We start from the raw sequence: 13,915 nt of genomic DNA on the forward strand, positions 1-13,915 counted from the left end.
CGGTCTCTCCTCTTGTTCCAGTACTCGTAGGTGCGGTTCCCGCGCTCACGCCGCCTCCCCCAGGGGGTGTCCGTGGGGGCGGCCTAGCTCGGTCAGGGCGGCGCCCGCGGCGTTCAGTCCGCTGCGGACGGCGCCCTCCATCGTCGCGGGCCATCCGGTCGCGGTCCACGAACCGGCCAGGAACAGGCCCTGCGCCTCGGTGCGTGCCGCGGGGCGCAGCCGCCCCACACCCGGTGCGGGCGCGAAGGTCGCGGTGCGCTCCCGGGTGACGAAGAAGTCCCGTACCCCGGCGCCGCGGGTGGCGGGCAGCAGGCGTTCGAGTTCGGGAAGGTAGCGCTCCCGCAGGCGCGCCACGGGGAGTTCGATGTCGTCCTGCGCGGCGGACTGGGACAGCGCCAGGTACTGGCCGTGTGTGAGGCCCGACGCCCCGGTGCGGTCGAAGACCCACTGCACCGGGGAGCCGAGCGCGGCGAAGAACGGGCGCCGCAGGACCGTACGGTCGTACACCACATGGACGTTGAGGATCGGCGCGGTGCCGATGGCGAGCAGCCGCCCCGGGTCGGCGAGCGCCCCGTCGGGCAGCAGTGCGTGGGCCTCGCGCTGCGCCACGGCGAGCACGACGGTGTCGGCGTCGACGCTCTCCCCTTCGAGTGCGACCCGCCAGCCGCCTTCGGGGCGGCGGCTGATGTCCGAGACCTTGGTGCGCAGTTCGGTGCGGACGCCGGCCGCCGCGAGGGCCTTGGCCGCGAGGGTGTCGTGGAGTTCGCCGAGGGGGACGTGCGCCCAGCCGATGTCGGCGGCGCCGGGCTCGGTCAGCAGTCCCGTCCTGAACACCTTGGCGGCGAGGGCGAGCGAGCTCTGCTGCGCGGTGGCGTTGAGCGTGGCCACGCCGACGAGGTCCCAGAGCGCCTCGACGGTGCGCGGGGACTGGCCGTGGCGGTGCAGCCAGGTGGCGAAGTCGACCTCGTCGAGTGCGGGGTCCTCGGGGTCGAGCTTCTTCAGCGCGAGTGCGGCGCGCCCCACCGACGCGCGCTCGGCGAGCGAGAGGTGGGGGTAGCGCGCGAGGCCCGCGGCCAGGTGCAGCGGCACGGGCAGGGCGTTGCGGCGGATCCTGCCGAGGCGGGGCCTGTCGCCTGCGACGTCGAGGACGGGGACGTCGAGCCGGTCCTGGAGGGGGGCGAGCGCCGTCCCCTCGACGCGGTCGAGGAACCACCGGTAGGCGGTGCAGCAACGCAGGTACACGTGCTGGCCGTTGTCGACGGTCAGGTCGCCGCGGGTGAAGGAGAAGGCGAGGCCGCCAAGGCGCGGGCGGCCCTCGACCAGGGTGACGGCAAGGCCCGCGTCGGCGAGGCGGAGGGCCGCGGTGACTCCCGCGAGCCCCCCGCCCACCACCACGGCCCTGGCGGGTCCCGGATCGCCGGCCCCCGTCATGTGCGCTCCCCTCGTACGGTCACGTTCTGGGACGCGGCGGGGTGCGTCGGGGTTGCCGGGCGCCGGGCAGGCGGGTGCGAGCCATCGGCGGTGTGCCGCATCAGCCGCGCCCCCTGGAGGTCCGTCGTGAGATGTGGCGGGCGTCGAGACCCGACAGCCCGCGCACGGCAACATACGCCTTCTCGCGCCCCGGGAGTGACACCCGCCCCCGCAGCACCGCCTCCGGGTCGCGCTCGATGCGGTCGAGCAGGCGCCGGTAGATGCCGGCCATCGCCGCGACGCACGCGCCGCTGCGGCGGTCGAGCAGCGGGAGGAGCTGGTAGCCCTCGGCGAAGAGGCGGCGCGCTCTGCGCACCTCGAAGTGGACGAGCCCGGCGAAGTCGGAGCCGGCGGGCGGGACGGCACTGTGGAAGCCCGCGGAGCAGCCGAACTTGGCGAGGTCGTCCGCGGGCAGGTAGGTGCGTCCGTTGCCCGCGTCCTCGCGCACGTCCCGCAGGATGTTCGTGAGCTGGAGGGCGAGGCCCAGCGTGTCGGCGTATCCGAAGGCGCGCTCCGAGGTGGCGGCGGGGCCGCCGCCGAACACACCGAGCGAGAGCCGCCCGATGGCGCCTGCCACACAACGGCAGTAGACGCGCAGGTCGTCCCAGGTCTCGTACGTCTCGCCCCGCACGTCCATCAGGACGCCGTCGATGAGTTCGTCGAGGGCGTCGATCGGGACGGGGAAGCGCCGTGCCGTGTCGCAGAGCGCGACCGCGACGGGGTCGGTGTCGTCCTCCTCCACGGCCCCTTTGCGCACCCGGTCGAGGAGGACGCGGGTCTCCTTGAGGCGGGCTTCCTTCGTCTCGGTGTCCAGCGTCCCGTCGCCGATGTCGTCGACCCGGCGCGAGAGCGCGTACAGGGCCGACATGGCCTGGCGTTTCGCGGCGGGCAGCAGTCTGATGCCGTAGGCGAAGTTCCTGGCCTGCGCCCCGGTCACGGCCTCGCAGTAGCGGTAGGCCGCCTGTACCGGCGCGGACACGGGTGTCTGTTTCTCCACGTTCCGGCTCACCCCTCTCTGTGCGCACTTCGCAAGACAGCTCCCACCTCGCGCAGCAACCGTGGCCTGGTGGGCTTGGGCGGTCCGGGGAGCACATCGTGCCCGGCGGCCGCGATCGACGCGAGGGCGGCGCGCCCACCTGCCACGAAACCGGCGAGGAGGAGCCGGAGTCTGCCGTGGACGCTACCGACAAGAGCTGTGCCCTGCGCGAGCAGGTCCCCCGCGCGCTCCGCCTCGAACGCGATGAGCGTGCGCACAGAGGCGTTCGCCGTGGGTGCGGCGAGGTCGGCCTCACTGACGCGGAAGCGCTTCATGTCCTCGGCCGGCAGGTAGATCCGGTCCCGTGCGAGGTCCTCCGCCACGTCCTGGAGGTGCTCGACGATCTGGAGCGCGGTGCAGACGGCGTCGGAGCGGCGGACGCGCTCGGGGGTCAGAGTGCCGGTGATGCCGAGGACCAGGCGGCCCACCGGGTTGGCCGAGAGCTCGCAGTAGGCGAGCAGGTCGTCGTAGGTCTCGTACCTGCGCACCAGTTGGTCCTGCCGGTTGGCGCCGATCAGCCCGAGGAAGGGCTCGGGCGGCAGCGTGCGGCGGTGGACGGTGGGGGCGAGGGCGCGCAGCAGATGGTGGCCGGGCTCGGGGCCCTCGGGCTCGAAGACGCGCCGCAGGTCGGCCTCGAAGGCGTCGAGCAGGGCGACGCGGTCGTCGGCGCGCTCCGGGTCCACACCGAGCTCGCGGGCGTCGGCCCCGCCCGGGGCGAGGTCGCCGTCGCCGATGTCGTCGACGAGGCGGGAGAAGCCGTACACGGCCATGAGGTCGTCGCGCCAGGCGCGGGGCAGGAAGAACGGGGCTACGGGGAAATTCTCGTCCGTCGCCTTGTCCAGTGTGTCGCGGGCCGGTGCGTCCGCGTTGCCGTCCTGTCCCGTCACTGCGGAGTTCCCAATACGGGGACGGAGTAATCCGCGCAGACCCGGAGATTTTCCGTCATTTCCGTCATATCTCCCGTTCTACACTGCCGACCGAATACATCCCATTTCGGACACGCCGCCCGCCCTCCCGAGCAATCACCACCCCGGCAGGTGGGGTACTCAGGGGGGAATCACCCCACTTGCCGTGAATTCAGAACCAGCTCAGCTTACGTTGTACAACGGGAAGGGTCTCGTCCGGGGTGTTGCGCGCATTACAAGAACGCTGCGATCCGCGGCAACGCTTCCCCCGCCGCGGCGACTTGACCCACCCTTGACGCTTTCCGGCCCCGGCGACGTGCGAAGACCCCCGCGGGACCGCTCCCGCGGGGGCCGAGAACGCCACCGGCCGCGCGTGCTACTTGCCGGTCTCCTTCTCGTAGGCGCGCAGCACCTCTTCGGTGGGCCCGTCCATCAGCAGCTCGCCCTTCTCCAGCCACAGCACCCGGTCGCAGGTGTCCCTGATGGACTTGTTGCTGTGGCTGACGAGGAACACCGTGCCGGCTTCCTTGCGCAGTTCCCTGATGCGTTCCTCGGAGCGGACCTGGAACTTGCGGTCACCGGTGGCGAGCGCCTCGTCGATCATGAGCACGTCGTGGTTCTTGGCGGCGGCGATGGAGAAGCGCAACCTGGCGGCCATACCGGAGGAGTACGTACGCATCGGAAGCGTGATGAAGTCGCCCTTCTCATTGATGCCGGAAAAGTCGACGATCTCCTGGTACCGCTTCCTGACCTCCTCCCGCGACATGCCCATGGCCAGGCCGCCCAGGATGACGTTGCGCTCGCCGGTCAGATCGTTCATCAGGGCCGCGTTGACACCGAGCAGCGAGGGCTGCCCGTCCGTGTAGACCTTGCCGCGCTCCGGCGGCAGCAGGCCCGCGATGGCCCGCAGCAGCGTCGACTTGCCCGAGCCGTTCGAGCCGATCAGGCCGATCGCCTCGCCCCGGTACGCGGTGAACGTCACGCCGCGCACCGCGTGCACCTTGCGCACGCCGCGCGACTCGCCCTTGTCCTTGCGGAGGATCCGGCTGAGCGCCGCCGTGGCGCTGCCCCTGCCGCGGCCGCCGCCGTTGACCCGGTACACGATGTGCACGTCGTCGGCGATCACCGTAGGGACGCGCTCGTCCGCGCCCGGCTTGTCGAGAGAGATGTCAGCCACGGCCGTACTGCTCCTCAGCCTTCCAGAAGTAGATGAAACCGGCGGCGCCCAGGAGCACCGCCCACCCGAGCCCCCACAGCCATACGTGCGCGGGCAGGTTGTGTGCACCGTAGCCGCGGATCAGTGCGTAGCGCACCAGGTCCATGTAGACGGCGAGCGGATTGTGCTGCAACGCCGCTTTGATCCACTGGGGCCTGCCCTCCAGCATGACAGGGATGGAGAACATGACGCCCGACGCGTACATCCAGGTGCGCATCACGAACGGCATCAGCTGGGCGAAGTCGGGGGTCTTGCTGCCGAGCCTCGCCATCACCATCGTCAGGCCGACGTTGAAGGCGAACTGGAGCGCGAGCGCGGGCACTGCGAGCAGCCAGCGCGGCGACGGGTAGCTGCCGAAGGCGACGGCGGCCACGACCAGGATGACCATCGAGAACAGCAGTTGCTGGAGTTGCTGGAGCGCGATGGACACGGGCAGCGCCGCGCGCGGGAAGTGCAGCGCGCGCACCAGGCCCAGGTTGCCCGAGATGGCCCGGACTCCCGCGGTGACCGAGCTCTGGGTGAACTGGAAGATGAACACGCCCGTGACCAGGAACGGCACGAAGACGTCGTGCGGGATGCCGCGCCGCGTCCCGAGGATCAGCCCGAAGATGAGGTAGTAGACGCAGGCGTTGAGCAGCGGCGTGGCCAGCTGCCAGATCTGCCCCAGCTTCGCCTGGCTGTACTGGGCGGTCAGCTTGGCGCTGCTGAACGCGACGATGAAGTGGCGCCGCCCCCACAGCTGCCGCACGTACTCCGGCAGCGGCGGCCTCGCGCCGCTCACCGAGAGGCCGTGGCGCGCCGCCAGCTGTGCCGGGGAGTCCGGTGTGCGGTCGGGCGGCGGACCCGTGCCGCCGCCGCGTGCTGTCTTCGTCAAGGGTCACAGAACCTTCGTGTGCGGGGCCGCGTGCGGTGCGGGCCCGGCGCCGGGCTAGGTCGTGTCTTCAAAAGCCCGTCTGGTCGGGGCGCCCTCCGGGCGGACGACGCTCTTTTGAAGACACTTCCAAGCGGAGCCTGCTCGACGCCAGGATGGACACCAGGTGCAGCAGCGTCTGCACCACCGCGACGGCGGCGAGCACCGCGACACCCAGTCGGGTGAAGAAGAGGCCGCCGCCCGCGGACACACACGCGTCGAGGACCGCCGCGAGCAGGATGAACAGGCTCGCCTCGATCCCGCCCACCAGCCGGTGGAACCTGAGCGCGGCGGCGGCGCGGCGGGCCAGTGCGAGCCCGGAGGAGCGCGGCGCCGACGCCTCGTCCGCGACCGCGGGCAGGCCGCTGCGCTGGCGCGCCACGTCCACCAGGTCGGTCTCCGCCTTGATCAGGATCGCGCCGAGCGCGGCCAGGGTGCCGAGGAACGCCCACAGCCAGCCGGGGTGCGGGCCCTGCCGCTGGAAGACGTCGGCGGCCCGCAGCCCGAACCCGGCGAGCAGCGCGGCCTCGCACAGGTAGTGGCCGATCCGGTCCAGGTACACCCCGGTCACGGAGGTCTGGCCGCGCCAGCGCGCCACCTCGCCGTCGACGCAGTCGAGCAGCAGGTAGAGCTGGAACAGCAGCACGGCGAGCACGGCGCCCGTGACCCCCGGCAGCAGCAGCGCGGCGCCGCCGAGCACCCCGGCGACCACCATGAGGTACGTGAGCTGGTTGGGCGAGATCCGGGTGTTCACCAGATACGGGTCGACCCTGAGCGAGATCTCCCGCATGTAGAGCCGGCCGGCCCAGTGTTCGCCGCTGCGCCGGTCCTTCACCCCCGCGGGGTGGACGACCGGGCGCAGCTCAGCCGCTGATGGTCTTGGCATGGTCGGCGTAGACGTCCCTGATCTGGTCGGCGGACAGGTCGAGATGTTCGAGTACGGTGAACCGCCCCGGCCGGGTCTGCGGCGCGTACGCGACGGCCGCCACGAACTCGTCGGTGCTGAAGCCGATCTCGTCGGGCAGCACCGGCAGCCCGTGGCGGCGCAGCACGCGCGCGAAGAGCTGCGCCTCCTCGCGCGCGCCGCGCAGGTGCATCGCGAAGGACGCGCCGAGCCCGACCTGCTCGCCGTGGAGGGCGCAGCGCTTCGGGTAGAGCAGGTCGAAGGCGTGGCTGATCTCGTGGCAGGCACCGGAGGACGGCCGGGTGTCGCCGCTGATGGACATCGCGATGCCGGTGAGCACGAGCGACTCGGCCAGCACCGTGAGGAAGTCGTCGTCACCCACGCCGCCGGGGTGGCGCAGCACCGCCTCGCCCGCCTGCCGCGCCATGGCGGCGGCGAGCCCGTCGACGGGCTCGCCGTTGACGGCGTGCGACAGCTCCCAGTCGGCGAGCGACGAGAGGTTGGAGATGGCGTCGCCGATGCCGGAGCGCACGAAGCGGGCCGGGGCGGCGCGGATCACGTCGAGGTCGATCACGACGGCGATGGGCGTCGGCACCCCGTAGGAGCCGCGGCCGTTGTCGTTGTCGAGGGTCGCGACGGGTGAGCAGAGGCCGTCGTGCGACAGGTTGGTCGCGACGGAGACCATGGGCAGGCCGACCCGGGCCGCCGCGTACTTGGTCACGTCGATGATCTTGCCGCCGCCGAGCCCGACCACGGCGTCGTAGCGGGTGCCCTTGATGCCGTCGGCGAGCCGGACGGCCGAGTCGATGGTGCCGTCGGCGATCTCGTACCAGTCGGCGCCGGGCAGCCCCGGTTCGAGGCGGGCCCGCAGGGCCTGGCCGGAACCGCCGCTTATGGCGAAGGCCAGCCGGCCTGAGGAGGAGATGCGCTGGTCGGCGAGGAGGGCGGCGAGGCCGTCGAGGGCGCCGCGGCTGATGTCGACGACGAGCGGCGAGGGGATGAGCCGGGTCAGTACTGGCACGCGATCGCCCGGCCCTTCGCGAGGTCCTCGTGGTTGTCGATCTCCACCCACGGCACGTCGCCGATCGGTGCGGTGTCCACGGTGAACCCGCGGTTCACCAGCTCCTGGTAGCCGTCCTCGTAGTACAGCTGCGGGTCGCGCTCGAAGGTGGCCTTCAGCGCGTCGGCGAGGTCGGCGGCGGCCTCGGGCTCGATCAGCGTGACACCGATGTACTCGCCCGTCGCGTCGGCCGGGTCCATCAGCTTGGTGATGCGGCGCACGCCCGAGCCGTCGCAGACGACCTTCATCTCCTCGTCGGCGAGGGTCTTGACCGTGTCGAGGGCGAGGATGACGCGGCGGCCCTCGCCGCGGGCCTTGAGGAGGTCCTGCTCGACCGAGACGGGGTGGACGGTGTCGCCGTTGGCGAGGATGGCGCCCTCGGCGAGCACGTCGCGGGCACACCACAGGGAGTAGGCGTTGTTCCACTCCTCGGCCCTGTCGTTGTCGACGAGGGTGATGCGCAGCCCGTAGCGCTCCTCGAGCTCCGCCTTGCGCGCGTACACGGCCTCCTTGCGGTAGCCGACGACGACGGCCGCCTCGGTGAGACCGACCGCGGCGAAGTTGCCGAGCGCGATGTCGAGCACCGTGGTGGTGCCCTCCCCCGCGGGGTCGACGGGCACGAGGGCCTTGGGGAGGGTGTCGGTGTAGGGGCGCAGACGCCGTCCCGCACCGGCTGCCAGGACCAGGCCGATCATGCCGTTTCTCCTTCGTCGTGTACGGCGGGGGCCGAGGAGGACACCCAGAAGCGGATGGACTCGAACAGTGCCACCAGGGCGACGGCCACCGCGAGGACCGTCAGGGCCGTGGCGAAGTCGGCGCCGCGGGTCACCAGGACCGCGGCGAGCACGACGGCCACGAGCGTTCTGGTCTCGTGGCCGCCGAGGGCCAGCACCAGCGCGCGCGGTGGCGCGCCCGTGCCGCCGCGGATGCGGTAGGTCGTGTCGTAGTGATGGTAGGCGACGGCCGCCACCAGCCCGAAAGCCGCGGGCAACGCGCCGTTCACCCCGCTGCGGGCGGCGAGCAGCAGCACCGTGCCGTACTCGGCGGCCCGGAAGACCGGCGCGACCAGCCAGTCGAGCGGCCCGGTCAGCGGCCTGGCGACCGCGAGGCCCGAGGTGACGACGTACAGCAGGGCGGCGAGGACGGGCCAGGGGCCGTCGACGCGCGCGTACGCGGCGGTGGCCGCGAGCACCGCGCCGCCCACCAGCGCGACGGCGAACGGGAAGAGGGACGGCAGCCGCCGCACCGGGCGGCCGGCAGCGGCGGCGACGGCGCGCGCGAGCGGCCCTGAGTCGGCGAGGTCCGCGAGGGCGCGGGTGGCCCGCTCGGTGCGCACGGACCTGCGCAGCACGGAGCGCAGCACCCGGCCCGCGGTGGTGTAGCAGGCGGCGAAGGCGCAGCCGACGAGCAGCACCACGAAGGTGATGCGGGGGGTGGTCGCCGCGGTGAGCACCGCGATCAGGGCCCAGCGCTCGCCGATCGGCAGGACGATCATGCGCCGTGCCCACACCGTCCAGCCGACGCTGTCGAGGCGGGTGGAGAGCGCGGAGGTCGGGGTGCCTGCGACGGGCTTGGCCGCGGAGGCGGCGGCAGCGGCGGGGGCGGGGGCGCTCTCGGCGTGGGCCTCGTTGAAGGCGAAGTCCACCACGTGCCGGCAGGTCTGGAGCACCATCGCGCCGAGCGCGAGCGCCCAGACGTCGTCCCCGCCGCGGGCGGCGCCGAGGGCGAGGCCCGCGTAGTACGCGTACTCCTTGGCCCGGTCGAAGGTCGCGTCGAGCCAGGCCCCGAGCGTGGAGTACTGGAGCGAGTAGCGCGCGAGCTGGCCGTCCGTGCAGTCGAGGACGAACGAGCAGTACAGCAGGACGCCGGCGGCGATGTAGCCGCCGCGGGTGCCGGTGGCCGCGCAGGCGGCGGCGATCACGGCGGTGACCAGGGAGGCCGTGGTGACCTGGTTGGGCGTGAGGCCGCGGCGGGCGCACCAGCGGGCGATGTAGCGCGAGTAGGTGGACACGAAGAAGGTGGTGAAGAAGCCGTCGCGGGCCTTCACCGCCGACCGCAGCCGCACGGCCTCGTCGTCCACGGCGGCCACGGCGCGGGACGCCTCGGCGCGCGACGTGTCGTCCTCGGGCACGGCGGCGACGAGCGAGCCGAGCTCCGCGCGGTGCGGGGCCGCGCCGTCGGCTTCGAGCGCGGCGGCGACCCGGTCGGCGAGCGCGCCGGTGCGGGGGGCCGCCGCCAGGCCGGTGCCGCCGCCGGAACCCGGCGCGTCCTGGGCCCCGGCGTCTCCGGCCTCGCCGAGCGCGCGGGCGAGGGACCCGCGCGCCTCGGGCTTGGCGGTGACGGCCCCGGCGGTCGCGGAGAGCGGGAAGCGCGGGTCGGTCAGGGCGAGGCGCAGGGCGTGCAGGTGGCCGACGAAGCGGGGGTCGACCAGGGCGACCCGCTCACCGGCCGGCACGCCGGCGAGCAGGCGCGCGGCGTCGGCCCCGTCCCGGGCGGGGCGTACGTCGAAGCCCAGCGAGCGCAGATGGCCGTCGAGCGGCGATCCGGGCACCGGGGCACCTGTGAGGATGGCGGTCGACAGACGAACTCACTCCTTGGCACTGGCAGGGCGGGGCGCGCGGACGGCTGCGTACCCGGGCCGGGGCCGCGGCGGCACGCCGGCAGGCACGTGCGGCCGGGCGGTGCGGCACGGGCCGGACGCGGGCACGTCGGCAGAGGCTATCGGATGAACTGAAGACCGATTTCACCGACCGTTTACGCTTCGGACGCCCGGGTCTGCCTGCCGGTTCCCGCCGGGCCGCGGGCCCGGGGGCCGTGTCCGTGGGCGTACCCGGCGGCGGGGGGGGCGCCGGCGGCAGGGGGACGCCGGGGGCGGGCCGGGGGCCGGCCTCTACAGTGAGGCCATGACGTGGCTGATTACGGGCGGGGCCGGCTACATCGGGGCGCACGTGGTGCGGTCCATGGCGGCGGCGGGCGAGCGGGCCGTGGTCCTCGACGACCTGTCGACCGGGGTGGCTCGGCGGCTGCCCGGCGAGGTCGCGCTGGTGCGCGGCTCGATCGCGGACCGGGGCCTGGTGGACCGGGTGCTGGCGGAGCACGCCGTGACGGGCGTGGTGCACCTCGCCGCGAAGAAGCAGGTCGGCGAGTCGGTCGAGCGGCCGCTCGCGTACTACCGGGACAACGTCGCCGGCCTCACCACGCTGCTCGACGCCGTGGTGGCGGGGGGTGTGCGGTCCTTCGTGTTCTCGTCGTCGGCCGCGGTGTACGGCACGCCCGACAGGGAGCGGATCGCCGAGGACACGCCCACGGCCCCGATCAGCCCGTACGGCGAGACGAAGGTCGCGGGCGAGTGGCTGGTGCGGGCGGCGGGCCGGGCGCACGGCCTCGCCACGGCCTGCCTGCGCTACTTCAACGTGGCGGGCGCAGCGGCCCCCGCGCTCGCCGACACCGGCGTCTTCAACATCGTTCCGATGTTCTTCGACCGGATCACCCGGGGCGAGGCGCCGCGGATCTTCGGCGACGACTATCCGACGCCGGACGGCACGTGCGTGCGCGACTACATCCACGTGGCGGACCTGGCCGACGCCCATCTGGCGGTCGCGCGGTCGTTGGCGGACCGGGGCCCTGGGGACCTGACCGTGAACATCGGGCGCGGCGAGGGCGTGTCCGTGCGCGAGCTGGCCCGGGTCGTGGCCGAGGTGACCGGTTGCGCGGCCGGGCCCGCGGTGGAGGGGCGGCGTCCGGGCGACGCACCGGCCTCCGTGGCGTCGGTCGGCCTGATCGCCTCGGAACTCGGCTGGACGGCCTCGCGCGGCGTACGCGAAATGGTGGAATCCGCGTGGGAGGGCTGGCAGCTCCAGCACCCGGCAGTGCCCGCCTCCTGACCCTGCCCGAGCGCTGACCTGCGGGCATTTCCGCAGGTCAGGTGAGATGACAACGGTGTTCAGCGTCGTGTTGCCCGGGGCCGCGCGTGCATAGTTCACTGGCGTCGTCGGCAGAGCGCCGCGGCGTCGGGGAGGTGGCCCATGGGGGCAGGGCACGATCACGGGCACAGCCACGGACCGCCGCCCGGCGAGACGGTCACCGCGGGGTACCGCAACCGGCTGCGGGTCGCGCTCGCCATCACCCTGGCCGTGACGGCGGTGGAGATCGCCGGCGGCGTGCTGTCCGGGTCGCTCGCGCTGATCGCGGACGCCGGGCACATGGCGACGGACGCGCTGGGGCTCGGCATGGGCCTGCTCGCGATCCACTTCGCCGCGAGGCCCGCGGACGCGAGCCGCACGTACGGCTACGCGCGCGCGGAGATCCTCGCCGCGCTCGCCAACTGCCTGCTGCTGCTCGGGGTCGGCGCGTTCCTGCTGTACGAGGCGGTCGACCGCTTCCTCGCACCGCCGGACACCCGGGGCGGCCTCACCATCGCGTTCGCCCTGGTCGGCCTGGTGGCCAACGCGGTCTCGCTGTCGCTGCTGATGCGCGGGCAGCGGGAGAGCCTCAATGTGCGCGGCGCGTACCTCGAGGTGCTCGCGGACACGCTGGGGTCCTTCACGGTGCTGGTCTCCGCCGGGGTCGTCCTGGCCACCGGCTGGCAGCTCGCCGACCCGGTCGCGTCGCTGGTGATCGGGCTGCTGATCGTGCCGCGCGCGGTGAAACTGCTGCGCGAGACGCTTGAGGTGCTGCTCGAAGCGGCGCCGAGGGGCGTCGACATGGCCGAGGTGCGGGCCCATATGCTCGCCATGCCGGGCGTGGTGGACGTCCACGACCTGCACGCCTGGACGATCACGTCGGGGATGCCGGTGCTCTCCGCGCACGTGGTGGTGGACCAGGACGCGCTCGACGCGGTGGGCCACGAGAAGATCCTGCACGAGCTCCAGGGCTGCCTCGGCCACCACTTCGACGTGGAGCACTGCACCTTCCAGCTGGAGCCGGGCGGCCACGCGGAGCACGAGGCCAGGGTCTGCCACTGACGGCGCGCGGGGTGCGGACGCGCGCCGGGTGCGAGCGCTGTGCGCCCGGGGGCCCGTCCCGCGGTGGTGTCCGCGGCGGCAATCGTGGGAACGGATCATGATCGCGCCCCCGAAGTGCCGACATGAGGGCCTTGTGCGGCAGACTGGGGCCCGAAGCCCGGAGCGAAGGACGGTTATGCCGACGACACCAGCCACCACGGCGGACAGCGCGCAGGCGGACGCACAGGAAACGATCATGCTGGAGCTCGTCGACGAGCAGGGCAGGACGATCGGGACCGCGGAGAAGCTCGCCGCGCACCAGGCGCCAGGACAGCTGCACCGGGCGTTCTCCGTCTTCCTCTTCGACGAGCAGGGCCGGCTGCTGATCCAGCGCAGGGCGCTCGCCAAGTACCACTCCCCCGGCGTGTGGTCGAACACCTGCTGCGGCCACCCGTACCCGGGCGAGGCGCCGTTCGCCGCCGCCGCCCGCCGCACGTTCGAGGAGCTCGGCGTGTCGCCCACGCTGATGGCGGAGGCGGGCACCGTGCGCTACAACCACCCCGACCCGGCGTCGGGCCTCGTGGAGCAGGAGTTCAACCACCTCTTCGTCGGGCTCGCGCAGGCGACGCCCGCGCCGGACCCGGAGGAGATCGCGGAGTACGCGTTCGTGTCGGCGGCCGAGCTGGAGAAGCGCTGCGCGGACGACCCGTTCTCCGCCTGGTTCACGACGGTGCTCGACGCGGCGCGCCCGGCGGTCAGGGAGCTGACGGGGGCGCAGTCCGGCTGGTGAGCGGCAGCGCCGCCCAGACCACCTTCCCGCCGCCGGCGGTGTGCTCGACGTCGCAGGCACCGCCGGCCTCCCGGGAGAGCTCCTGCACCAGCAGCAGTCCGCGCCCGCCCGTCTGGGTCTGGTCCCGCGCCAGCGGCTTCGGCCGGTAGGGGTGGCCGTCCTCCACGGAGACCCTGATCCAGCCCGCGTCGACGGAGAGCTCCACGCCGACCTCGGGCGAGAGGACCGCGGCGTGGCGCACGGCGTTGGTCACCAGCTCGGAGACGATCAGCAGCACCATCTGCACCAGGTCCTCGTCGGCCGGCACGGCCTGGCGCACCAGGAGGTCGCGGACGGCGTGCCGCGCCCGCGGCACGGACGCGTCCACGGCAGGGGCGGTGAAGCGCCACACCCCCTCGTACGGCAGTGGCCGGACCGGAACACTCCCGCGGCTCTCCATCTGCGGCACCCACCCTCGTCTCGTTCCCCGTTGTCCACTCGCGTCACCGAGTGTTGGCGCGGGGCGACGCGTCGTGGCGCACTGAACGCAAGTCAGCGGCTATCGGCTGTTCCCGACCGGAACCGCGCGAAAAGGGGGCAGCGAAGACCGGTTGTGCGCACCGTCTGCACGAAGCCGGCCGCCTGCGCGGCGTACGGAATCGGCACGCGCTCCCGGCATACTCCAACGGCAGCGCCACGGCG

Annotated in this window: 13 protein-coding genes; 3 read left to right on the forward strand and 10 right to left on the reverse strand. The window is 73.1% G+C overall.

Features of this window, described 5'->3' with window-relative positions; genetic code table 11:
- Positions 1-45: 45 nt before the first annotated feature.
- The 9 genes from hpnE to AB0910_RS01670 form a co-directional block, all read right to left on the reverse strand.
- Positions 46-1,431: a hydroxysqualene dehydroxylase HpnE gene (gene hpnE, locus AB0910_RS01630; protein ID WP_366742453.1), complete on the reverse strand. Its 1,386-nt coding sequence runs from the start codon at positions 1,429-1,431 to the stop codon at positions 46-48.
- 100 nt (positions 1,432-1,531) lie between these two features.
- Positions 1,532-2,479 carry a presqualene diphosphate synthase HpnD gene (hpnD, locus tag AB0910_RS01635; protein WP_366742454.1) on the reverse strand — a complete coding sequence of 316 codons (948 nt, stop codon included), beginning with the start codon at positions 2,477-2,479 and terminating at the stop codon, positions 1,532-1,534.
- Positions 2,476-3,393 carry a squalene synthase HpnC gene (gene hpnC / locus AB0910_RS01640; RefSeq protein ID WP_366742455.1) on the reverse strand — a complete coding sequence of 306 codons (918 nt, stop codon included), beginning with the start codon at positions 3,391-3,393 and terminating at the stop codon, positions 2,476-2,478. The genes hpnD and hpnC overlap by 4 nt, the downstream gene beginning before the upstream one ends.
- A gap of 394 nt (positions 3,394-3,787) precedes the next feature.
- Positions 3,788-4,588 (reverse strand): ABC transporter ATP-binding protein, encoded by an 801-nt coding sequence (locus AB0910_RS01645; RefSeq protein WP_366742456.1) that lies wholly within the window; start codon positions 4,586-4,588, stop codon positions 3,788-3,790.
- A complete protein-coding gene (locus AB0910_RS01650; protein WP_366742457.1) occupies positions 4,581-5,501 on the reverse strand; it encodes an ABC transporter permease in 921 nt (306 codons plus the stop codon). The genes AB0910_RS01645 and AB0910_RS01650 overlap by 8 nt, the downstream gene beginning before the upstream one ends.
- Positions 5,502-5,568: 67 nt before the next feature.
- Positions 5,569-6,423 carry a CDP-alcohol phosphatidyltransferase family protein gene (locus tag AB0910_RS01655; protein ID WP_366742458.1) on the reverse strand — a complete coding sequence of 285 codons (855 nt, stop codon included), beginning with the start codon at positions 6,421-6,423 and terminating at the stop codon, positions 5,569-5,571.
- Positions 6,401-7,462 (reverse strand): iron-containing alcohol dehydrogenase family protein, encoded by a 1,062-nt coding sequence (locus tag AB0910_RS01660; protein WP_366742459.1) that lies wholly within the window; start codon positions 7,460-7,462, stop codon positions 6,401-6,403. The genes AB0910_RS01655 and AB0910_RS01660 overlap by 23 nt, the downstream gene beginning before the upstream one ends.
- Positions 7,450-8,196: a phosphocholine cytidylyltransferase family protein gene (locus AB0910_RS01665; protein WP_366742460.1), complete on the reverse strand. Its 747-nt coding sequence runs from the start codon at positions 8,194-8,196 to the stop codon at positions 7,450-7,452. Before AB0910_RS01665 ends, AB0910_RS01660 begins: the two co-directional genes overlap by 13 nt.
- Positions 8,193-10,082 carry a DUF5941 domain-containing protein gene (locus AB0910_RS01670; protein WP_366742734.1) on the reverse strand — a complete coding sequence of 630 codons (1,890 nt, stop codon included), beginning with the start codon at positions 10,080-10,082 and terminating at the stop codon, positions 8,193-8,195. Before AB0910_RS01670 ends, AB0910_RS01665 begins: the two co-directional genes overlap by 4 nt.
- Positions 10,083-10,404: 322 nt before the next feature.
- Here AB0910_RS01670 and galE point away from each other — a divergent pair, with 322 nt between their 5' ends.
- The 3 genes from galE to idi all read left to right on the forward strand — a co-directional run bounded on the left by galE (position 10,405) and on the right by idi (position 13,234).
- Positions 10,405-11,385 (forward strand): UDP-glucose 4-epimerase GalE, encoded by a 981-nt coding sequence (gene galE / locus AB0910_RS01675; RefSeq protein WP_366742461.1) that lies wholly within the window; start codon positions 10,405-10,407, stop codon positions 11,383-11,385.
- A 141-nt stretch (positions 11,386-11,526) separates the two neighbouring features.
- Positions 11,527-12,465, forward strand: a complete 939-nt coding sequence (locus tag AB0910_RS01680; protein WP_366742462.1) for a cation diffusion facilitator family transporter — start codon at positions 11,527-11,529, stop codon at positions 12,463-12,465.
- A 175-nt stretch (positions 12,466-12,640) separates the two neighbouring features.
- Positions 12,641-13,234: an isopentenyl-diphosphate Delta-isomerase gene (gene idi / locus AB0910_RS01685; RefSeq protein WP_366742463.1), complete on the forward strand. Its 594-nt coding sequence runs from the start codon at positions 12,641-12,643 to the stop codon at positions 13,232-13,234.
- Here the strand turns inward: idi and AB0910_RS01690 are convergent.
- Positions 13,200-13,673 carry an ATP-binding protein gene (locus AB0910_RS01690; RefSeq protein WP_366742464.1) on the reverse strand — a complete coding sequence of 158 codons (474 nt, stop codon included), beginning with the start codon at positions 13,671-13,673 and terminating at the stop codon, positions 13,200-13,202. The two genes, idi and AB0910_RS01690, sit on opposite strands and share 35 nt — an antisense overlap.
- Positions 13,674-13,915 lie beyond the last annotated feature (242 nt).

Source organism: Streptomyces sp. NPDC047002, assembly GCF_040704505.1.
GTDB lineage: Bacteria > Actinomycetota > Actinomycetes > Streptomycetales > Streptomycetaceae > Streptomyces.